Source organism: Rhizobium sp. 05L419 (assembly GCF_056397845.1).
In genome coordinates, this window is record NZ_JBFTOF010000030.1 from 30322 (window position 1) to 50717 (window position 20396).

Annotated in this window: 19 protein-coding genes and 1 pseudogene; 9 read left to right on the forward strand and 11 right to left on the reverse strand. The window is 59.2% G+C overall.

Annotated features, from left to right (window positions below):
* The 7 genes from AC1DMK_RS26655 to AC1DMK_RS26685 are packed head-to-tail and all read left to right on the forward strand — an operon-like array spanning position 1 to position 8182.
* On the forward strand, positions 1-1623 hold the full coding sequence (locus tag AC1DMK_RS26655) for a GMC family oxidoreductase (protein WP_477863359.1): 1623 nt from the start codon (positions 1-3) through the stop codon (positions 1621-1623).
* 13 nt (positions 1624-1636) lie between these two features.
* Positions 1637-1957 carry an NIPSNAP family protein gene (locus AC1DMK_RS26660; RefSeq protein WP_477863361.1) on the forward strand — a complete coding sequence of 107 codons (321 nt, stop codon included), beginning with the start codon at positions 1637-1639 and terminating at the stop codon, positions 1955-1957.
* A gap of 56 nt (positions 1958-2013) precedes the next feature.
* Positions 2014-3069 (forward strand): BMP family ABC transporter substrate-binding protein, encoded by a 1056-nt coding sequence (locus AC1DMK_RS26665; RefSeq protein WP_477863363.1) that lies wholly within the window; start codon positions 2014-2016, stop codon positions 3067-3069.
* 58 nt (positions 3070-3127) lie between these two features.
* Positions 3128-4690, forward strand: coding sequence for an ABC transporter ATP-binding protein (locus tag AC1DMK_RS26670; protein WP_477863365.1), 1563 nt, complete (start codon positions 3128-3130; stop codon positions 4688-4690).
* A complete protein-coding gene (locus AC1DMK_RS26675; protein WP_477863367.1) occupies positions 4687-5724 on the forward strand; it encodes an ABC transporter permease in 1038 nt (345 codons plus the stop codon). The genes AC1DMK_RS26670 and AC1DMK_RS26675 overlap by 4 nt, the downstream gene beginning before the upstream one ends.
* The gene (locus AC1DMK_RS26680) at positions 5721-6608 is read left to right on the forward strand and encodes an ABC transporter permease (protein WP_477863369.1); all 888 of its coding nucleotides are present in this window, start codon (positions 5721-5723) and stop codon (positions 6606-6608) included. Before AC1DMK_RS26675 ends, AC1DMK_RS26680 begins: the two co-directional genes overlap by 4 nt.
* A 35-nt stretch (positions 6609-6643) precedes the next feature.
* Positions 6644-8182: an amidohydrolase family protein gene (locus tag AC1DMK_RS26685; protein WP_477863371.1), complete on the forward strand. Its 1539-nt coding sequence runs from the start codon at positions 6644-6646 to the stop codon at positions 8180-8182.
* Between the two features lie 59 nt (positions 8183-8241).
* Here AC1DMK_RS26685 and AC1DMK_RS26690 read toward each other — a convergent pair whose 3' ends face one another.
* The 5 genes from AC1DMK_RS26690 to AC1DMK_RS26710 form a co-directional block, all read right to left on the reverse strand.
* A complete protein-coding gene (locus AC1DMK_RS26690) occupies positions 8242-8640 on the reverse strand; it encodes a hypothetical protein (protein ID WP_477863373.1) in 399 nt (132 codons plus the stop codon).
* Positions 8641-8689: 49 nt separating this feature from the next.
* Positions 8690-9676, reverse strand: coding sequence for a S1/P1 nuclease (locus AC1DMK_RS26695; protein ID WP_477863375.1), 987 nt, complete (start codon positions 9674-9676; stop codon positions 8690-8692).
* 124 nt (positions 9677-9800) lie between these two features.
* On the reverse strand, positions 9801-10166 hold the full coding sequence (locus tag AC1DMK_RS26700) for a hypothetical protein (protein ID WP_477863377.1): 366 nt from the start codon (positions 10164-10166) through the stop codon (positions 9801-9803).
* Between the two features lie 42 nt (positions 10167-10208).
* Entirely contained in the window at positions 10209-10700 is a 492-nt protein-coding gene (locus tag AC1DMK_RS26705) for a hypothetical protein (protein WP_477863378.1), read from the reverse strand.
* Positions 10701-10970: 270 nt separating this feature from the next.
* Complete coding sequence (locus AC1DMK_RS26710) at positions 10971-11303, reverse strand: DUF982 domain-containing protein (RefSeq protein WP_477863380.1); 333 nt, start codon at positions 11301-11303, stop codon at positions 10971-10973.
* 407 nt (positions 11304-11710) lie between these two features.
* Here AC1DMK_RS26710 and AC1DMK_RS26715 point away from each other — a divergent pair, with 407 nt between their 5' ends.
* Together AC1DMK_RS26715 and AC1DMK_RS26720 are read left to right on the forward strand one after the other, a co-directional pair.
* Positions 11711-11911: a hypothetical protein gene (locus tag AC1DMK_RS26715; RefSeq protein ID WP_477863382.1), complete on the forward strand. Its 201-nt coding sequence runs from the start codon at positions 11711-11713 to the stop codon at positions 11909-11911.
* Between the two features lie 526 nt (positions 11912-12437).
* Positions 12438-14351: an autotransporter domain-containing protein gene (locus AC1DMK_RS26720; RefSeq protein WP_477863384.1), complete on the forward strand. Its 1914-nt coding sequence runs from the start codon at positions 12438-12440 to the stop codon at positions 14349-14351.
* A 165-nt stretch (positions 14352-14516) separates the two neighbouring features.
* On the opposite strand, the pseudogene AC1DMK_RS26725 reads toward AC1DMK_RS26720, so the two are convergent.
* The 6 genes and pseudogenes from AC1DMK_RS26725 to AC1DMK_RS26750 form a co-directional block, all read right to left on the reverse strand.
* Positions 14517-14788 (reverse strand): annotated as a pseudogene (locus AC1DMK_RS26725) (transposase); the annotation flags it as partial.
* A 240-nt stretch (positions 14789-15028) separates the two neighbouring features.
* On the reverse strand, positions 15029-15676 hold the full coding sequence (locus tag AC1DMK_RS26730; protein ID WP_477863386.1) for a dihydroxyacetone kinase family protein: 648 nt from the start codon (positions 15674-15676) through the stop codon (positions 15029-15031).
* A gap of 4 nt (positions 15677-15680) precedes the next feature.
* Complete coding sequence (locus AC1DMK_RS26735) at positions 15681-16682, reverse strand: dihydroxyacetone kinase subunit DhaK (protein WP_477863387.1); 1002 nt, start codon at positions 16680-16682, stop codon at positions 15681-15683.
* 22 nt (positions 16683-16704) lie between these two features.
* Positions 16705-17739 (reverse strand): ABC transporter permease, encoded by a 1035-nt coding sequence (locus tag AC1DMK_RS26740; protein WP_477863389.1) that lies wholly within the window; start codon positions 17737-17739, stop codon positions 16705-16707.
* Positions 17736-19304, reverse strand: a complete 1569-nt coding sequence (locus AC1DMK_RS26745; RefSeq protein WP_477863391.1) for a sugar ABC transporter ATP-binding protein — start codon at positions 19302-19304, stop codon at positions 17736-17738. Before AC1DMK_RS26745 ends, AC1DMK_RS26740 begins: the two co-directional genes overlap by 4 nt.
* A gap of 74 nt (positions 19305-19378) precedes the next feature.
* Positions 19379-20389 carry a substrate-binding domain-containing protein gene (locus AC1DMK_RS26750; protein WP_477863393.1) on the reverse strand — a complete coding sequence of 337 codons (1011 nt, stop codon included), beginning with the start codon at positions 20387-20389 and terminating at the stop codon, positions 19379-19381.
* Between the last annotated feature and the right edge of the window lie 7 nt (positions 20390-20396).

Below are 20396 nucleotides of genomic sequence, written 5' to 3' on the forward strand. Positions count from 1 at the left end.
ATGGCGCGGAGCGACCATTTCGATTTCATCATTATCGGTGCGGGGTCAGCGGGTTGCGTACTGGCAAACCGGCTTTCGGCCGACCCGGCCAACCGGGTGCTGCTGCTGGAAGCGGGCGGCAAGGACCGCAATCCGCTGTTCCGCCTACCGATGCTGATGGGCAAGCTCTTTCACTCCGGCATTTACAACTGGCACTACCACACCGAACCCGAGCCCTATCTTAACGGCCGCTCTCTCTATTGGCCTCGCGGCAAGGTCTTGGGTGGAACCTCAACCATCAACGGCATGATATACGTGCGCGGCAATCGTCACGATTATGATCGCTGGTCGCAGATGGGTCTTCCAGGTTGGTCCTATGACGAGGTGCTGCCCGCCTTCCGCCGCTCCGAAGGGCATATCGAGCGCGACGACGCGTTTCATGAGAAGAATGGCGAGCTGACCGTCTGCCGCGCGCGCGGCTGGAACAGCCTGCTGGATGTTTTCAACGAAGCTGGCCACGAGGCCGGCTATCCGCTCAACGATGATTTTAACGGCGTCGAACAGGAAGGTTTCGGGCGCTACGATTTCACGATCCGCAAGGGCAAGCGCTGGTCGACATCCTTCGCGTTTTTGCGCCCCGCCCTGTCGCGTACCAACTTGACGGTGATGACGCAGGCGCACACCCATCGCGTCGTTGTCGAGCAGGGCCGCGCTGTCGGCGTAGAATATCTTCATCGCGGCAAGACGCAGAAGGCCTATGCCGACCGCGAGATTGTGCTTTCCGCCGGAGCCGCTAATTCGCCGCAGACCCTGCTACTGTCAGGCATCGGCCCGGCTGACGAACTGCGCATGCATGGCATCGATATTGTGCAGGACCTCCCCGGCGTGGGCAAGAACCTTCAGGACCACGTCGACTGCGTGATGTCGTGGGAGTGCCGCAAGCCGGTGACGCTCTATTCGGATCTGCGTGCCGACAAGCTGACGCTGTCCGTCATCCAGGGCATCCTGTTCGGCGAAGGCATCACCACGACCTTTCCCTATGAGGCTGGTGCCTTCGTTCGCTCGCGGCCGGACCTAATCGCACCGGATATCCAGCTTCATTTCATGCCGGCTCTGGAAAAGACCGCCAACCTGCACTTTCCGAATCCCTTCAAGCGCGAGACGGTCGAGGCTAACCACGGCTTCACCCTGCGCGTCGGTCCGGTCAATCCGGAAAGCCGTGGCGAAATCACCCTGCGCTCATCCGATCCGATGGCCGCCCCGAAGATCCTTGCCAATTATCTGCAGACCGATTTCGACATGCGCACCATGATCGACGGCATCAGGCTGACCCGCGACATCATCAGTCAGCCGGCGTTCGACGGATATCGCGGCAAGGAGCTGGCGCCGGGGCCGGCAGCGCTCAACGATGCCGATCTGTCGAAATGGCTGCGGGCAACCGCGATGACGACGTTCCATCCCGTTGGAACCTGCAAGATGGGCAACGATCCGATGGCGGTGGTAGATGCGCGCCTGAAGGTGCGTGGCGTCGAAGGACTGCGGGTCGCCGATGCCTCCATCATGCCGATCATTTCCAGCGGCAACACCAACGCACCGGCGATCATGATCGGCGAGCGTTGCGCAGATTTCATTCTCAACAGCTGAAGCGAGACCGGCAATGATCCTGGAACACCGCACCTATACTTTTCGCCCCGGCACGGTCGATGGCTGGATGAGGAAATACGAGGCAGAGGGCCTGCCAGTGCAGAAGCGCCACCTCAACCGGTTCGTCGGCCTCTATGTGTCGGAGATCGGCACCCTGCACACGACCGTGCTGATGTGGGCCTATGAAAGCCTTGCGGACCGCGAGGCCCGCCGGACGGCGATGTACGCCGATCCCGACTGGCAGAAATTCATCACCGAAATCTGGGCGCTGAACGCCATCGAGCGCCAGGATGTGATGATCATGAACCCGGCTTCCTACTCTCCGAAAGTCTGAGGAACCCGGGCAGCGGTGGTGCCCACCCAATCCAACCAAAAAAAGGGAACAGCAAGATGAAAGATAGTATTTTGAACCAGCCCTCGTTTGATCGGCGCGACTTTCTAAAAATCTCCGCCGGCACAGCTGTGCTGGCGCTGGCGGGTGGATTGCTGCCTGCGGTCGTCCATGCCGAAGGCGGACTTGTCGCTCTCGTGCATACGCAATCGGCAGGCGATAGCGGCCCCGTCGATACGATGATTGCCAATCTGAAGAAACTCTCGGAAGAGAAGGGCTTCGAGTATCGTGCCGTCTATGCGCAGGATCCAGCCACCTACGAGTCGATCTTCCGCACGCTGTGCGATGCCGGCGCGACCGTTATTGTCTCGACCTTCAATGAAGTGGCCGAACCCTTCAAGGCCCTGGCGCCGTCCTATCCCAACGTTAAATGGATCCAACTCTTTGGCGATCCAATGGAGCCCGCGATCCCAAATGTCGTCACCGTATCTTACGACTATTATCTCGGCTGCTATCTCTCGGGCATCTTCGCCGGCCGGATGAGCAAGTCCGGCAAGGTCGGTTTCATTGGAGGCATTTCTATTCCGCCGATCAACGCGGATTTCAACGCCGTCAAGGCGGGCGCTCTCTCCGTCAACCCGCAGGCAACGGTGACCGTTGCTTTTGCGGGCTCGTTCCAGGACCCGGCGAAGGGCCAGGAAATCGCCGCGCAGATGTTCAATGACGGTATCGACTTCATCCAGACCGATTCAGCTGCGACCGACGCCGGCATCATCGCTGCGGCAAATGAGAAGGAAGGACGCATCGTTAGCGTTCTCGACAAGGCGCAGTTCCCGCAGGGGCCGAAATCGATCAGCAGCATCGTTCAGCTTGACTTCGGCGTCTCTCTTTACAACGAAGTGACCAAGGCGCTCGGCCCGGACTGGAAGGGCGGAACGCATGAGAAGACCGGACTGGACACCGGCGTTATCGACTTCATTGTATCGCCGCTCTTCCTGGAGCAGGGTCCGGCGGACGTCGTCGCCAAGATCAAGGAAATTATGCCGGAAATCGAGGCTGCCAAAAAGGGCATTCTCGACGGCTCGATTACTGTTCCCTTCAATACGACCATCTGATGAGCATGCGGGTGGCGTTCACGCCATCCGTCATATCAGCCACGTGAACGGGCCTCCCATGACCGATCCTCATGCCTCGGCGCTTTTGTGCCAGAACGTCTCGGTGACCTATGGGCCGGTCACCGCTCTCGATGCGGTGTCCACCGCATTCGGTGCCGGCCTTATTCACGCCGTGGTCGGCCAGAATGGTGCTGGAAAAACCACCTTCGCCCGTGTTGCATCCGGTCTCGTGCGGCCGGCGGCCGGCCATGTGGCGATCGGTGGCCGGGTCATGCGCGGTGGCAATGTCGGTGAGGCACGCGCTGCCGGTGTCGAACTGGTTCACCAGAGCTTCGCGCTGCCGCCATCGTTCACTGTGGCAGAGGCCATGGAGTTCGGTGCAACGGGAGCCGGGCGGTTCTTCACCCGCAGGAGGCTGTTCGAGCGTTGGCGTCCGCATCTCGAAAGCCTCGATATATCAGTCGATCTCGGCGCACGGATCAGAGACCTGCCGGTGGAAAGCCAGCAGGGGATTGAAATCGCCCGGGCGCTGGTCACGCAGTCCAAGGTTCTCATCCTCGACGAGCCAACCGCAGTGTTGTCGCCGTCCGGCATCGAGAAACTGTTCGAGCGCGTGCGTCGACTTAAAGCGCAGGGCGTGACCGTTCTTCTCATACTTCATAAAATTCGCGAGGTTCTCGCCATCGCCGACACGGTAACGGTGCTGCGCGCCGGTCGGCTTGTCGAAGGTCCGCTGATGACGACGGATGTGGATGGCGAGCGGCTCTCCAAGCTCATCATCGGCGAAGCAAGCCGCGGGCTCGCAGCGGCCGATGCGCAAGCGCTAACCGGAGCTGGCACGGTGGAACATGCTTCGACTGTCGCAAAAGTGGTAACGGCGGCACCAGTTCTCAAGCTTTTAGACATTACCACGTTTGTCGATCAGGAAGGCCCGGCGCTGCAGGATGTGGATTTTCACGTTTGTCCCGGCGAGATCGTCGGCATCGCTGGCGTCGACGGCAACGGGCAGCGCACGTTGGTGCGCCTCATCGCGGATTTCGCCAAGGCGAGCCGAGGCGAGGTCCACCTGGCAGGGCACGACATTACCACCCAGTCGCTTGCTCAGCGCCGTTCGAAGGGCCTGCGCATTATCCCCTTCGAGCGCAATACGGAAGGGCTTAGCCTCTCCTCCAGCCTGTGGGAAAACTGGACTGCCCGCGCGCTTCTTGAAAAGCCGCTTCTGCGTCTGGTCAATCCAGCACGGTTGCGCAGCGAGTGCGACGCCGCGTTGAAAGCATGGGGCGTACGTTATGACAATGTCGCGCAAAAGGCGGGAGCGCTCTCCGGCGGCAACGCGCAAAAGGTGATCCTGTCGCGCGAGATCGATCTGGATGCGAAGCTGATCATCGCAGCCCAACCCTCACGCGGCCTCGACATCGGCGCCACAGCCTTTGTCTGGGACGCGCTCCGCCAGGCGCGCGATCGTGGCTGCGGCATCATCCTGATCTCGTCCGATTTGGATGAACTTTTCGATATCAGCGATCGCGTCGTCGTGATGCTAACGGGCCGGGTCGTCGGAACGTTCACGGCTCCTTACGACATGGGTGCGGTCGGTGCCGCAATGATTGGGGTTTCCCGATGATAGCGCGCGTATCCGACATTCTTCGCAGCTTGATCTTTGTCATCTTCGCATTGGTCCTGTGTTCCGCGGTCTTTCAGATTGCCGGTTATTCTGCGTCCATGGTGCTGACCAATGTCGCAGATGGAGCATTTCTGCGACCCGGCGCTCTGGCGCAGAGCCTCCGATGGGCGTTGCCGCTATTCATCACCGCCGTCGGGGTTGGGATTTCATTCCGTGCCGGGTTCTTCAACATTGGCGCGCAGGGACAGTTCTATGTCGGCTCCATATCCGCGGCCTTCGTCGCGGAATGGCTTTCGGGCGCTCCGGCGTACATCGTCATTCCTGCCTGCATGCTCGCCGGAATGGCTGGCGGCGCATTCTGGGCTTTCTGGCCCGGCTACCTTCGTATCCGCACTGGGACAGACGAGGTCATCACGACGCTGATGGKGAATTTCATGGCGGGCCTGCTGTTGGTCTATGTTACGTCCGGGCCGCTCAAGGACCCATCGGGCTCCGGGCAACAGGCCTCCAGCCGCCCACTTGAGGCAGCCTATCGCATCTCGACGTCGTCGGGCCTCTCAGTCACGATCATCGCCATTGCTGTGGTCGTCGGGCTTGGCATGTGGCTGCTCGTCAACCGCACGACTTTCGGCATGCTGGCCAGCCTCGCCGGCCGCAACCCGGTGATGGTACGCTGGCAGGGTGCGCTGTTATGGAAGCTTGGAATCACAAGCTTTCTGCTCAGCGGTGCATTGGCGGGCCTCGCCGGAACGATCGAGCTTCTCGGACCAAATGGGCGCATCGCCAGCGGCTTCCTGCCAGCACACGGGTTCACCGCCATCCTCATTGCCCTTGTGGCCAACTTCTCCGTGGCGGGAACGGCAATCACGGCGCTGTTCTTCGGCGGGCTCGCTTCAGCAGCGCTCTACCTGCCGGTTATGGCGGGGTTGCCGTCGGCCGCAATCGACGTCATCAACGCAGCTATCGCGCTCTTCATCACAGCCCGGTCGAAACTGCTCGACAAGATCCTGCACATCGGGGGACGTTCTTCATGAATGATATCATCATCGCCATCTTGCGTTCCGGCACCCCGCTCGTCTACGTAACACTAGCGGGTGTCATAGCCCAGCGGGCGGGCATCTGGAACCTCGGCCTTGAGGGGCTGATGATCATCGGCGCCTGCGCCACGATCCTCGGCATCGTCGTCACCGGTTCGATCACGCTTGCACTGTTGATCGCCATATTCTTTGCGGTTCTGGCTTCGATCCTCCTTTGGTTCGTGGTGGAGAAGCTCAAAGCCAATCCGATCATCGCCGGCCTAGGGTTGTCGGGCCTGGGGCTTGGCGGCACGGCGCTTGCCATCCAATCTTTCTTCGTCAGCCAGTCCGCGGTCAACGCGCCTTTTGGCCTCCCTCGCCTCGGGCCTGCCTTCGGCGCCTACGGTGTTCTCTCGATCCTCGTGGTGCTGATGCCAGTTGTAGTGTTCGCTATGTGGTTTCTTCTGTGCCGCACACGCTTCGGTCTGCAACTGTCGGCCTGTGGCGAACATCCGTTCGCGGCCCGCAGCGTCGGTGTTAACCCATCGACGATGCGCCTGATCGCTCTTTCGATCGGCGGTGTTCTGGCAGCAATGGGCGGCGCAGAGCTGGCGGCGGGCAGCCTCCAATTCTTCGGGCAGAACATGACGGCGGGACGTGGCTTCATGGCGTTTGCCGCAGTCATCTTTGGGGCTGCGCATCCAGTAGGTGCCACATTGGCGGCGATGTTCTTTTCCGTGCTGAGTGCGATCGGCATCCGCGCGCAGCTCGTGTTCGGCGATAGCGTGCCGCATGATCTCATTCAGGCGCTCCCCTATCTCGCGACGGTCTTCGGTCTCTGGCTCAGCAGCCGCCTTAGAGGTGGTACAACTGGCGGCATCACCGAGTTACGGGACAACTGAACGGGCGACCCCCAAAACCTTAGCGGAGAACGCCCATGAAAACGCTGTTTCGCAACGCAACCCTCCTGGCGATGGACAAGACACATGGTAGTTCGGCCTTTGCTGGAGATCTTCTGGTTTCGAACGGCCGTATAGAGGCGATCGGTCCCAATCTTGCGGCCGATGGCGCTCGGATAATCGATGCGACCGACAAACTGCTGATGCCCGGCCTTATCAACGCGCATACGCATTCCAGCGAAACTTTCTTGCGCGGCCGGTACGAACGGATGCCGCTGGAAATATGGCTGCTTTACGCCTACCCGCTCCTGATGGGCCCGCAGGTCGACAAGCGGCTCGTCTATCTACGGAGCGCACTGCTGGCGATGGAATCGCTGAAAAGCGGCGTAACGACCCTCTGCGACGATTTTTTCGATCCGCCCGGCCACAATATCGAACGGCTTGGTTGCGCGTTTTCCGCTTATGAAGATGCCGGCATTCGCGCCAATGTCTCCAGCGCCGTGATGAATATCCACACGCTGGACGCCCTGCCCTATGCGCGTGAAATCATGCCGGAAGCGCTGAAGGCAAAACTCGATTTCGGACCGCCGATGACGACCCATGCTTATATGGATTATTGCGACGCCGTGCTTTCCACCCATCATGGGCGGGCAAACGGGCGGCTTCGTTTCATGGTGGCGCCCTCAGCGCCTCAGCGTTGCACCGCCGAGATGCTGCAGGCCTGTTATACGCTTGCCCTTGGTCATGGCGTTCCCATGCACACGCATGTGCTGGAGACTAAAACCCAGGCGGTGACCGGCCCGGAATTCTACGGGAAAAGCCTCGTTGCTTACCTTCACGATCTAGGCGTGCTTGGGCCGGCCACGACGATCGCCCATTCCGTCTGGGTCAGTGATGCGGACATAGACTTGATGGGCGAAGCCGGATGTTCCGTCGCCCACAATGCGATCTCAAACCTCAAGCTCGGCGCAGGTATTGCGCCCATCCGACGCCTGCTCGATGCCGGCGTACATTTAGGTCTTGGAACTGATGGCCTTTCATCCAACGATACCGCGCGAATTTTCGACGTTATGCGGGTTGCCGCCTTGGTGCAGAGTGCAACGGGGCCTGATTTTGGTGATTGGCTGAAAGCCAACGAAGTCCTCACTATGGCAACGATCGGGGGCGCACGAACCAGCATGCTCGACGGGGTCACCGGTTCGCTCGAAACCGGGAAGGTGGCCGACCTACTGATGCTTGATCTGAACAATACTGCCTTCACGCCGCTGAGCGATATCGGCAAACATCTGGTCTATAGCGAAAACGGTCGCTCCATTGAATTAGTCATGGTCGACGGACKAATCGTGGTTGAAAATGATCGGATGACGTTGATCGACGAGGGGGAAATACTCGCCGAAATTCGGGAAAGAATGCCGGCATATCAGGCTGCTCATGCGAAGTTAGAGCGCGCTAACGCGATATTTGAGCCAACGATGGCTGAAATTCACCGCCGGGCGACGTCCACAGACATCGGCTTCAGCCGCTATATCGGAGGATATGGGCGCAATAGTGTGAAGCGGTTTACAACAAAGATTTGAAGTCGCCTTGAGCCAATTCGAACTTGCGACAGGTAGTTTATGCAAACCTACAGCATTGTTTACGCTAAAATTATGCTGCGGCAAGATTGTTCCGAGCCACTGATGGGGCCACGGTGGTTTGCCTGCATTACGCGCGCGGCAGTGTACACCCATTGGCAATCTTTAAGGATGAGCGCCGCCTCGTCCGCGAGAAAGTAGACGCCTGGGAACGACCCGGCGGCTTGGTGAGCGGCCGCAAGCTCATTTGCCTTTGTGCGGTAACCGTCGAAATCGATATTTGAACCGATCTTAGCTTTTGGGCCGCGTATGATGATTGGATCAAACTGAGAGCCCCGCTTTCCGTTGATGTTTATCGGTTTCCCGTAGCGCCCCTTCTTGAGGTGAAGTTCCGTGCCCGGTTGCACTCGGGCGATGGCTTCGTGGATGTCGTCCTGACTAACCTTTATCCGTGAGCGCATTCGTTGGCTCCGTCTTCACCGGGACCGGGTACTAGCAAGAGGTATCCCCTCATTTGAATGCCTCGTTGAGTAAGTTTGCGAGCCGATAACCGGCAAGAGAGATTTGCGCCTCGGCGACTTTGCGAGCATTGGTTTCGTACTGGCGATCGAGCGCAACTGGCTGCGCAGGGTCGAGTGCGACCGATGCCGAATAGGCAAATTGCAAAGCGAGGTCATGGCTCTCTTCGAGCCATTGGGCGGGGTCCGTCTCTTGTCCGAAGGCGTCGGCGGGGGCAGGAATCTTGTCGGTTCTGTTGTCCGCGACCGCTCCCAACGGCGTCGAGTAGCCGCCAAATATCCCGTCCCAGAAGAAGTGCAGTTTGGTGGCCTTGCCGTCGGCCGGAACAACATTGATTTCGTTTCCACCGCGGTCGCCGACATCGGTCTTGTTCTGGTCCACCCACATCTTGTGAAGTGCCTTGTTGAAATAAGCCGTACTGTGCAGGGGTTGATGAACGTTACCGACGAGATGGATCAGCCAACTGAGGTCATATGACCGAATGTCGTCACTCTTTCCGGCTGCCGTCGGGAGTGAACTGGTGAAAAGCTTAATCTGGGTCTCCGCATTGACCGGATCTTGTGGTGGCCAGCTCGAACCATCCGTAGAGAACGGAATATCTTTGTAATGCCAATAATCGTGGACGAGCTTATCGGAGTAGCCGATATTTCGGGCCGCGTTCGGTCCCGTCGCGGTGTCCTGATCGCGCGTGTAGTCCTTGTAGGTCTTTATGTCGTCCGCCCACACCGATGCGCGGATGAAGACATATTGAGCGATGTCTCCCGGCGTTCCATCGGGCTTTGCGGGTACGGCAGTTGCCCACTCATTGTATTTTGGGTTGAGTTTCAACAGCCTTGACGCCTCAGCCTTGGCCTGAGGCGTCAACCTCTCATAGGCGATAGCAGCTGCGCGCATATGACCGGCGTCCCACCACGCATAGGACGCAGTCGGAGCCACAGTTGAGATCGCCAAAGCTAGAATTGCTGTAAATTTGCGCATGATCCCCACACCCTTGTCCTCGCCAAGAGCCCATCTTGCCACGCTTGCAATACAGGTTAAAGTAGCAGATGAAGGTTATCTACCCAGTCCGCATTGCAACCTGAAATCCATAGTTGAAGACGATTTAGGAGGGACGCATGAAAATCGGCGCCGCGGTTCTGGCAATTTTGCTAGCCTTCCCCGCCACTGTATTTGCGCGCGCTCCTATAGAACCTAAGCAGAACCTTCGTGTGAGGCCGCCTGCTGTCTCGCTAAAACTTCCGGGCAGCGAAGTTGAAGAATTCAACGCATTCCGGTCTTCTGCACCTTGAAAGAGCGCTGCGCTCTGAGAGTGCGCAGGTAGGAAAAGCAGCCAGGCGCCTTTTTGTCTGACGAGATATTCAGCCTTGTCGCTTTTGGGGAAACGGACATTGTCGGTAATGACGATGTCGCCTTTTGATAGAATTGGGACGAGTTGCGGTCGATCCAGGTCTCGAATCTCGGCATTCATTGGCGAGTTGACGATCCCGTACCAAATACCTGCGGAGAACCCTCAGGACTTAAATCGCTCAAGCATACTGCGAAGCAACTGGTTTTCGGATAGCAGCCCTTCCCTGTATGTCTCTTCGAGCCGTCGGCCGTCTGATTTGAATGGATTAGTGCGCGATGCATGGCGTAGTCGACCTTTGGTCGGAGCGGCCGGACGTTGAACGGTCAGCGCGGACACGGTATTGCCGATCACGCGAGATTTCTGCTTGGACCCCCCTACCCCTTGAACAGATTTATCGACAACTGCACGTACATCGCCATCAGCAAGAACGCCTTTTGCCGAAGTCAGAACCATCTGGCTCGGCGGAAATGCATTATTGTTGGAAATGGGTTTCCCCAACGTCTCTCTGGAAGAACCTTCGTCCCCAGCATAAATGCGCACATCGAGTTCTCGGATCCACTGATGGTAATTCTCCCGCAGCGGATGATCGTCAGCCAACGCCTCCAATTTGCTCATTGCTAAACGCTTTTGATCTCGACGTAGCGCCAAATTCATACTCGTGCCCCCGTTTGCCTGGCCCACACGATAGCAGGATCAGAACATAAAGAGAACATTCTCGAGTGTTGATATTGAGGGTATAATGCCGATAATCACATCTTCGTGGTTGGCCATGCAACTGGGGATTGCTTCAGGCAACCTCCCGAGGCATTACGCATAACCTGATCTACAAGATCAGGGACTTTACGGCCCCCCGAGCCGCTATCCCAGCACCACTTCAAACTGCCTGCCGACTTAGCCCGGTTTTTGCTGCGTTTGAACAACACCTCAGCTACGAAGACGGATATACGGTCTTAAAGTTAACCGGCTGGGCCGCAGCCTGTTCTCTTCGAATAGAGTCTCGTAAACGACGGTGATGACGGGAATACCCGCCTCCGCAGCTCGGATGAGCGCGATACGAGCGTCTTTGGCTGCAATTCTCCCGCGGATTACTTCGAGGCAGGCTGTTATAGCAGCCATATATTCTTCGCCGTCGTCCGAGGGCCACGGGATGATTGGCATTTCTGCGACATCACGCAGGGACCCTATGTGCCTGTATTTTTCTCGCCCACCAATGACCAGCAACAAGGGAGGGAACTCTTCATCTCTGTGGCAATTCACTACAGTTCGCCTCGCACAGCGAACACATTGCTAACCGCGCAAGATCCCTTCCGCGTCAACAGCAGATGAACGTACGTCAGGTTTCTCTTCGCAAGTGCGGCAATTGTCATATAATTTAAAGTTCTAAAATCAAGGCAAAATCAGTTGCTTGCGTTGATTTTCTGGACTACGTTTTGTCTGAGGAGACGGGGCATCTCACGCCCCGCATATGTACAGCCGGCATTTGCATGTCGCGACCAAGGGGGGGCGATGGCTAGAATTATTGGACTGCGTTTCTCTAAGGTGTCGAGGCGAGCGTATCGCGTCGGATGGATCCGATATCGACTTACGAGCCCCTGAGGGCGTCGCAAATCTTTCATTCAATGTTGCTAATGATGCGCGCGGTACTGCGTGGGCGGAGGTTTGTTATGCACAAGCAAGCTGTCATATTTAATGGTCAGGAAGTCGGTATCGCGGTTCCCGTCGACAACCGTCTAAAGTTTATAGCCGTCCGCTTTCATGTGATCGATCTCGACAATCGTCTGTTCGATACGGTGACGGAGATTCGGCGGGCCATCGCGGAGCATCTCACCTCAGCCACCTCCGGGAGGTTGGCGCTTTCCAACTGATACTCTCTCGCTGAGGTCGGAACGCAGCGGCGCAGCCAGTCGAGGAAGCCATGCGCGCGCAGCGTCTTCAGGGCGCGACTGATCGCGTCTCGTGACCGCTTCTGCATCCGCTTGAGTGTATCAAGTGACGGCTCAAGTCCGCCGGTACGAAAATCCGCCAAATTGGCGAACAGCTCGATGATTTCGAAAGCAATTGATCCCAGAGCGGCGCCGCGTGCGCCTGACTGGGGTCGGCTCCGGCTGGGGGCGGAATGACACCCTAAGCGTTAGCCCTTGTGGGCCAAAGATATTCGCCAGTAAGCAGAATGTGCACCCAGCCCAAAGGTGAGCTGACGAGTAGTTGTATTTATTTGCAAAAATTCAGCCGCATGACTCCAAGTTGCGTCGAACTGATAACATCGTGTGTAGATGTCACATACGCACGACCAATTCTAGCCTACTGAAACAACACCAAAAATGGTACTAGGATGATAGCCGTTCCCTGAACTATGCCGCCTATACGGTTTGGCCGGCAAATGGGGACAATATGAGATCGAACTTCCTACGCATGCATGCAACGCTTGCACTGCTCGCTGCAACATCGCTCTCGAGCCCGGTCTTCGCCGGCCAACTTCCGATCACCTTCCAGATCTGTGATGTGAACAATAACTGCAATTATAATTCGTTCCTGGGGGCGGCTGAGGATGCAAAGCTTCACACCGGGAATGGAGGGACCGTCAATGAAGCGCAAGACGCAAACAACGGCAACACGGTTAACGACGCTTATGATGGCTACGGCTATCTCTATGGACTGTCGGCGATGCCAAGCACGGGCAATGACGTGGGGAACGACCATGGCTATGCTACCGACTTCAATGGACTGACGGGCACGCGTCAGACGGAGTCGTACGAGTCCGCACCAGGGCTCGCTGCAAACTCGGTCCGTTGGTTCGACAGCTTTACCAACACCACGGGTACGGCCATCACCGCCAATATCGCCTTCGGCGGAAACTTGGGCTCAGATAGCGATACGCATATCCACGGCCAGGGAGACGGGTATTACGTCACCGGCCAAAGTGCGCCGGGGAACCAATCTACCGATCCGGTCATCGCTCACCTCTATGGCAACAACGCCTACGCCGTCTCGCAGGTGAAAACGATAGTCACGAACGGAGACGATGACCTCTATTTCGTATTTCCCATCACCGTGGCAGCGGGCCAGACCGTCTCGATCATGAACGTCAACGTGCTTTTCGGCAGCGCGAACCGTGACAACGATTCAGATGGCTCCATCTACGCAGCGGATGTTGCAGAGGCCATTCTGAAGGCCAAGTTCTATGTCAACAGCCCGATCTTTGCCGGACTGACAGCAGCGCAGATCGAAACAATCATCAACTGGGACAACATCGTTGTGGACGGCTCGCTCCCGTCACCCGGCGCCGTTGCCAGTGTTTCCGGCAGCATGCTGGGGATGTTCAACGATCTGCTTGATGGGAACTCGATGTTCGCCCAGGCCGGGATCACTCCTCCTGCGACCGGTATCTCGGCACTCGGATACGCGTCGGATGGCAGGGCCGCCTCACCTGCCGTCGCGCAGTTGGTCAACATGATCAGCAACGCGGGCGGCAAAATCTCTAAAGGGGATGACGAAGCACGCTTTTATTTCCTTGGCGGTTACACGAATGGATCGAACGAAGACACCACAGGTACCATCGACTTCAATGGCTATGCTCTTGGAGCTGGTGTCGAGTTTTCTCCCTCGGCCAGCACCGTGGTAGGTGTCGCCGGTGGATATGCCCACAGCTCCGGTTCGATGGACAACATTTATCCTGACCTCGGCAGCGACCAGTTCATCTTCAACCCCTATGCGAGATGGACGGCACCGACTGGTACCGTGATCGATGCGCGGCTGTCGGTTGCCAAGGAGAATTGGGACTATCAGCGAACGGCAGGTGCTGGGACTGCTGATGCCGATATCGACGGTGTATCGATGGGCGCTCGACTTGCTGCATCGCAGCCGATCGAGACATCCTTCGCAACGGTAACGCCGTTCACGCATCTGTCCTATCTTCACACGTCAGTTGACGGCTATACCGAAACGGGCGCGGGCACTGCCAATCTGGAGGTGCCTTCGTATGACGTGAACACGCTGGAGCTTTTTGGCGGCGTTGGCCTTTCCAAGGGTTGGGACATCCGCGAGGGCGTCAAGGCAACCGCGTTCGTGACGGCTGGACTGGGTGGGCAACTGCTCGGTGGTGACAGCATCCTCACGCGCTACACCACCTCGCCAACGAACTATGTGAGCACCATCGACACGGACACAGGCATATTCGGCCGCGTCCAATTGGGCGGCGCTTTTCAGGTTACCCAAGCCTCCAGCGTGGCGGTGAGCTATACCGGTACCTTCAAGGGCGGCGATGACCAGCACACGGTTACGGCGGGGCTCGCCGTAAAGTTCTAGTCAAAAAGAGGTGCGCCGTTGGTCGGCATCGGCTGAATCAACGCACCCTTGCGGGACGTCAACTAGCCCCGATCTGAAGAGCGAACCGGAACTCCTTTCGGCTCTGGCTGCCGCTCCTCGTCTCAGTTGGCGATCTGCCCTTCGTTGCCGTTCGGCACGCTGTTAAGCGCGAACGGAGGTGCTGTCGATCATCTGGATGTCGCCAGTATCAGCGGTGATGACATCCATCAGCTGGTCCCACACGCGCACCCTTCACCATCGCGTAGTGATTGTAGCAGGTGGTGCGCAGGCCCAGCGCTCCGGTAGGTCGCGCCACTTGGCCGTTCAGCATGCGGCGATCGTCGACGCGGGGGCACGCCTCGTGGCTTGCTGGGAAGAAGCGGCTCGATCTGGGAGACTGGCGACCTTTGGCAATGAAGTTGCGCTCGGGGACTCAGGCGCCACTCAAAGTCGGTGTTGAAACTCGCATCAAAGTTCGGCGCGACATGCCTTCGGACTTCAAAAGGTTAACGGAGCATGAAAATCAGGGCGTGCCTTGGCTAGGGACGCGCCACAGATGGCTTTGCGACACGACCGAAATACGGGCACCTTGCCGGTGAGGGGACGAAGTGACGCCTGTTTTAAAACAGTTTGCGTTGTTCCAACACCGCCCGATGAAGGGGGCATGCTGATTTGTTCTACCGTCCCGTGACGAAGTCCGCCATACGGCGGATCAGAAAAGCGCCTACGGTCGCGCCGGCATCCTGAAGGCCAACGGTCTTTTCCTGGAACGCAGCCGCCTTGCCATGCTGCGCGAGCATGGACTTGGTGGCTTCCAGCGCCTGTTCGGCCGCATCCGCAGTCACGTTCAGCGCCTCCGAAAGCGACGCGCCGGCAGAGGCTTGCGCCTCCAGCGTCGTCGCGATCGGATCGAGTACGTCCAGCAGAGTCTTGTCGCCGACCTTGGCCTTGCCACGCTCGGCGATGCCATCGCGGTAGGCCCGCCAGAATGCCGCCATGTCAGCGGTATCCAGCGCTTGCTTGCCTTCCACGGCCTTGCTGGCGCGCAGGAATCCGGTTGCCGTCAGCGTGCCCATGGTGGAGGGTGCAGTGCGCGCCATGGTCGCCCCGGCTGTGCGCAGGAGCCTGGTGATGCCCGCCACCTCACCTTCCGCTTCGAGCGCTTCGGCAGCAGCGGCGAAAGACTTGCTCATCGTAATGCCAAGATCGCTGTCGCCTACCTTGCCATCGAGTGCGATGAGGAACTCGCGCTGTTCAGAAAAGAGCTGTTTCCAGCTCTGGAACAGGTCGATGAGATTGGCGGCGTTCAATGTTTGAAGCGTCATGGTATCACCCTGCGATGTGCTTGAAGAATGGCGTGTTTGCCGGGGCGGCGACGAGGCGATCCAGCTCCTCGTCGAGATGCAGGATCGAGATCGAGGCGCCGGCCATTTCCATCGAAGTTGCAAACTCGCCAACCCAGACATATTTCGCGGTGACGCCGCGTGCTTCGAAAAGCTGCGAGACACGGCGGTAGAGGACGTAGAGTTCTTCCAGCGGCGTGCCGCCAAGGCCGTTCACCAGCACGGCCGCGCTATCGCCCTGCTTGTAGTCGGTTTCAGCGAAGATACGCTCCATCATCTCATCGACGACGGCATTAGCCGGCGCCAGTTTCTTGCGGCTGATGCCGGGCTCACCATGGATACCCATGCCGATTTCCATCTCCTCTTCGCCGATGGAGAAGGTGGCGTGACCGATCTCCGGAACAACGCAGCTCGAAAGTGCGACCCCCATGGTGCGGGTGCGCAGGCGTGCCTTGTCGGCCAGGCGCGCAACCTCGTCGAGCGAAAGGCCTTCCGCGGCAGCCGCGCCAGCGGCCTTGTAGATGAAAAAGATGCCGGCAACACCACGGCGCTTGTGTTCCTCACCGACGATGGAGGAGGCAACATCATCGTTGCCGACGACCTGCTTGACGGCGATGCCGTCGAGATCGGCAAGTTCCGCCGCCATGTCGAAGTTGATGATGTCGCCGGTATAGTTGCCGTAGATGTAGAGGACGCCGGCGCCCTGATCGATGTGTTTGGACACCTGGTATATTTGCTCGGCGCTGGGCGACTGGAAGACGCCGCCGACGGCCGCACCGTCAAGCATACCGTCACCGACGAAGCCGAGGAAGGTCGGGAGATGTCCCGAGCCGCCGCCGGTGGCGATGCCGACCTTACCGGGCTTGGTCTTGGCCGTGACGAGGCAGCGCAGGTCGTCGGCCACGTAGGTAACGGCGGGATGCGCCTTGTAGATGCCTTCGAGCATCTCGTCGACGAAATTGACGGGGTCGTTCAGGAACTTCTTCATGGGTTTTCTCCGGGAATGGGGGTTATTTCTTGCGCTGGCGCGTGACGAAGAAGGCGGCGGCCAGCAGGATGAAGCTGCCAACGACGAGCCGCTGCCAGGTGCTGGGAATGCCGACCAATACGAGCACGCTGTTGAGCACGACGATCAGGAGCACGCCGAGAAGGGTCCCGAGGACCGTGCCCGTGCCGCCAGTGATGCGCGCGCCGCCGAGAACGACGGCAGCGATGACGTTGATCTCGGTGCCTACAAGATCGAAGGGATTTGCCTGCCTGCTGGCGCAGACATGGATGATGCCGGCAAGGCCCGCGAGCGCGCCCGCATAGCCGAACAAGAAGATATGCACGGTGCGCAGGCTGTAGCCGAGGCGGCTTGCAATGTCAGCGTTGCCGCCGACGGCGAAGATGGCGCGGCCCATCAAAGTGCGGTTGAGTATCCACCAGGTCACGAACGCCGCGATGGGCAGCACCAGGAAGTAGAATGGCAGCGTGATGAGCGCGCCGTTGGCGGATTCGAACTGGACGAGCGGCATGCGGCCGAAAGCGCCCATCTGCGGCGGCAGCGACATGATCCAGACTGTGCCGATGAAGGAGAGCAGGAAGCCGCGGAAGAGATACTGCGTGCCGATGGTGACGATCAGCGACGGCACTTTCAGGTGATGAACAAGCAGGCCGTTAATGATGCCGAGGGCCGCACCGCCGAGCGTTGCCATCAGGATGACGACAACGATGGGTAGGCTCGGCAGATAGCTCTGCACCAGCAGCGTCATCGAATACATGGTGAGAGCCGCGATCGCCGTGAACGACACGTCGATGCCGCCCGCCGCCAGGATGATGAAGACGCCGAGCGCGAAGAGCCCCATGACTACGCTCGCACGGCCGATGTCGACAAGCGTCGAGGGCTGGAGGAAGGCCGGGTTGGCGATGGCGACGCTCACGCAGATCGCCACCAGAAGAAAGAAGGTGATGGCCTCCGGGCGACGGCGCACGAACTCACCGAAGCTGAAGGAACGCGACGGGCCGGCGGCACCATGAAGTTCATCGGTTCGTGAAACGTTCATTGCACAGTCTCCGTCGTAGTCGCCAGCATCGCCTTGTAAAGACGGTCTTCGGTTGCCTGCTCCGCGTCCATTTCCGCGACCACCCGGCCGCTGTTCATGACCAGGATGCGGTCGGCGTTCTGAAGGAGTTCGGGCAGGTCGTCGCTGACGATGACGAGGCCCATTCCCGCTTCAGCGAGCGCCTGGATGACGCGGTATATCGTGTCCTTGGAGCCGACATCGACACCGACGGTGGGGCCATGCAGCACCAGCAGTTTCGGCGCGATGCTCAGCCAGCGGCCGATCAGCACGCGCTGCTGGTTACCGCCCGAGAGCGCGCCGACCGGGAGGTCGAGATTCTTGGTGTTGAGCCGCATCTCTTCGGAAAGGCGGGCTGCAATTTTGCGCCCCTCCTCCCGATCAACCACGCCGAGGGCATTGGCGAGGCGCGAGACGATGAGCGCGATCTCGTTTTCGAAGATCGACTTGTCGAGGAAGAGACCTTCGGCAAGCCGGTCCTCCGGCACATAGCCGATGCCCCGCTCGATTGCCTCGGCGGGCGAGCGTACGGAAACGACTTTGCCGTCCAGCGTAATGATGCCGCTGGTCGCGCGAGCAACACCGGTCAAAGCCATTGCGAGTTCGTTGCGGCCGGAATCGGCGAGGCCCGTGACGCCGAGGATTTCGCCGTTCTTCACGGAAAAGCTGATCTCCCGCACGCCATCGGCAACGAGGCGCTCGACCTTGAGGAGCTGGGCCTCGGACGGCTTGGCGGTGCGGTAGCGCTGGGCATCAATCGAGCGGCCGGTCATCAACTCGGCCAGTTCCTTCTTGCTGTAGTTCTCGATAGGCCCCTGTGCGACGCACTGACCGTCACGGAAGACGACGGCATGGCCACCGATGCGGTAGCATTCGTCCAGCTTGTGCGTGACGAAGAGCACGGCGACGTTTTCGGAGCGCAGACGCTCCACAACTTGTATGAGATTGTCCACCTCACGGCGCGTCAGCGACGTGGTCGGCTCATCCATGATGACGAGCTTTGCGCGGGTCGCAATGGCTCGCGCAATGGCGACGAGCTGGCGCGAGGCGAGCGGGAGATCGGAAACGATGCTGTTGAGGAACGCCCGGTCGGTTGGCAGGCCCGCGGCGGCGAGCGCCCGTTCCGCGGTTTCCTTCAGCCGCTTGCGATCGAAAAGACGCGCAAGGCGGCCATTGGCGTTCACCAGTTGCTCGTTAAGTGCGACGTTTTCGGCGACCGTGAGATTGGGAAGCAGCGACAAGTCCTGATAGACAGTCTCGATGCCGGCAGCGAGCGACTGGATCGGCGTCAGCGATGAGAAGGTTTCGCCACCAAGCACGATCTCGCCCGAGGTCGGTGCATGGGCGCCAGACATGATCTTGATCACGGTGCTCTTGCCGCAGCCGTTCTCACCAAGAAGATGGTAGGCTTCTCCCGGCTGGAGCGTCAGGTCGATGCCGCGCAGGGCATGGACGCCGCCGAACCATTTCTGGATGTTCCTGAGTTCGAGAAGCGCCGCCGATTGCTGCGCGATGTGTGTTTGTGCCGCCACGGAAATTGTCCTCATGCTGACCTTGCGCGTCGCCACGCAGGGCGGTTCCGGCCGGAAGTGAACTCCCGGCCGACTGACAGTTCGCGGGATTAGAACAGGTGTTCCTTGTAGGTCGCCTTGTCGGCGAGGACCATGCCGTTGCCGAGGATCAGCAGACCCTTGCCCGGGCCCTGCTTGACCGAGACCTTGTTGTAGCCTTCGACGCCGAGGTCGATGCCGTCATTGACTTCCTTCTTCTCCAGCAGCAGCTTGGCGACCGCGTTCATTGCCATGCCAGCCTTCTGCGGGTCCCAGAAGCCGATCGCCGTGATGGCGCCGGATTCCAGAAGGTCAGCCGATGGGTTCGGCAGACCGGTGCCGACAAGGCATACCTTGCCGCTCAGACCCGCCTCGTCGATGGCGCGGCCGACGCCGAGGACGTCATTGCCGGCCGACGTCTGGAAACCCTTGATATCCGGGTGCTTGCGCAGGATTTCCTTGGCCTTTTCATAGGTGCCGTTGGCGTCGTCGAAGGACTCATTATTCGGATCGACGAGTTCCATGCCGGCATATTTCTTGGCGTTCTCCTCGCCCGCACCGACCCACTGCAGGTGCGTGCGGCTGCCGAGCGAACCGACGAAGGTGGTCCACTTGCCTGCATTGCCCATGCATTCGGCCAAGCGCTCATTCAGTGCCGCACCGTAGTCGGCATTGTCGAAAGCCTCGACGTCGGCATTCGTGTTCATCTGGTTGTCTGCCTCATGGGTGACCACCACGATGCCGCGATCCATGGCGCGCTGGAACGTGCCTTCGAGTACGGCCGGATCCATCGGGACGACGGCGAGCGCGTTGACGCCCTTGGCGACAAGGTCGTTGACGATCTGCAACTGCTGCGCCGAATCCGCGGTTGCCGGGCCGCTCTGGCTCGCAACGACGTCCGGATTGGCTTCCTGGTAGGCGACCACGCCGGTATTCATGCGGTCGAACCACGGAATACCGCTGATCTTGACCACGGTAGCGATGACCGGCTTTTCCTGGGCGACCAGCGTGCCGATCGACCCTGCAAGCGCAACGGCTGCAACCGTGGTTCCGGCAAATAGCTTCTTCGAAATTGACTTCATGTTTTCC

Excerpts from the sequence above, each read along its gene's own strand:
- AC1DMK_RS26655 (WP_477863359.1), top strand. The coding sequence starts at position 1 with ATGGCGCGGAGCGACCATTTCGATTTCATCATTATCGGTGCGGGGTCA.
- AC1DMK_RS26660 (WP_477863361.1), top strand. The coding sequence starts at position 1,637 with ATGATCCTGGAACACCGCACCTATACTTTTCGCCCCGGCACGGTCGAT.
- AC1DMK_RS26665 (WP_477863363.1), top strand. The coding sequence starts at position 2,014 with ATGAAAGATAGTATTTTGAACCAGCCCTCGTTTGATCGGCGCGACTTT.
- AC1DMK_RS26670 (WP_477863365.1), top strand. The coding sequence starts at position 3,128 with ATGACCGATCCTCATGCCTCGGCGCTTTTGTGCCAGAACGTCTCGGTG.
- AC1DMK_RS26680 (WP_477863369.1), top strand. The coding sequence starts at position 5,721 with ATGAATGATATCATCATCGCCATCTTGCGTTCCGGCACCCCGCTCGTC.
- AC1DMK_RS26690 (WP_477863373.1), bottom strand. The coding sequence starts at position 8,640 with ATGCGCTCACGGATAAAGGTTAGTCAGGACGACATCCACGAAGCCATC.
- AC1DMK_RS26695 (WP_477863375.1), bottom strand. The coding sequence starts at position 9,676 with ATGCGCAAATTTACAGCAATTCTAGCTTTGGCGATCTCAACTGTGGCT.
- AC1DMK_RS26700 (WP_477863377.1), bottom strand. The coding sequence starts at position 10,166 with ATGAATGCCGAGATTCGAGACCTGGATCGACCGCAACTCGTCCCAATT.
- AC1DMK_RS26705 (WP_477863378.1), bottom strand. The coding sequence starts at position 10,700 with ATGAATTTGGCGCTACGTCGAGATCAAAAGCGTTTAGCAATGAGCAAA.
- AC1DMK_RS26715 (WP_477863382.1), top strand. The coding sequence starts at position 11,711 with ATGCACAAGCAAGCTGTCATATTTAATGGTCAGGAAGTCGGTATCGCG.
- AC1DMK_RS26720 (WP_477863384.1), top strand. The coding sequence starts at position 12,438 with ATGAGATCGAACTTCCTACGCATGCATGCAACGCTTGCACTGCTCGCT.
- AC1DMK_RS26730 (WP_477863386.1), bottom strand. The coding sequence starts at position 15,676 with ATGACGCTTCAAACATTGAACGCCGCCAATCTCATCGACCTGTTCCAG.
- AC1DMK_RS26735 (WP_477863387.1), bottom strand. The coding sequence starts at position 16,682 with ATGAAGAAGTTCCTGAACGACCCCGTCAATTTCGTCGACGAGATGCTC.
- AC1DMK_RS26740 (WP_477863389.1), bottom strand. The coding sequence starts at position 17,739 with ATGAACGTTTCACGAACCGATGAACTTCATGGTGCCGCCGGCCCGTCG.
- AC1DMK_RS26745 (WP_477863391.1), bottom strand. The coding sequence starts at position 19,304 with ATGAGGACAATTTCCGTGGCGGCACAAACACACATCGCGCAGCAATCG.
- AC1DMK_RS26750 (WP_477863393.1), bottom strand. The coding sequence starts at position 20,389 with ATGAAGTCAATTTCGAAGAAGCTATTTGCCGGAACCACGGTTGCAGCC.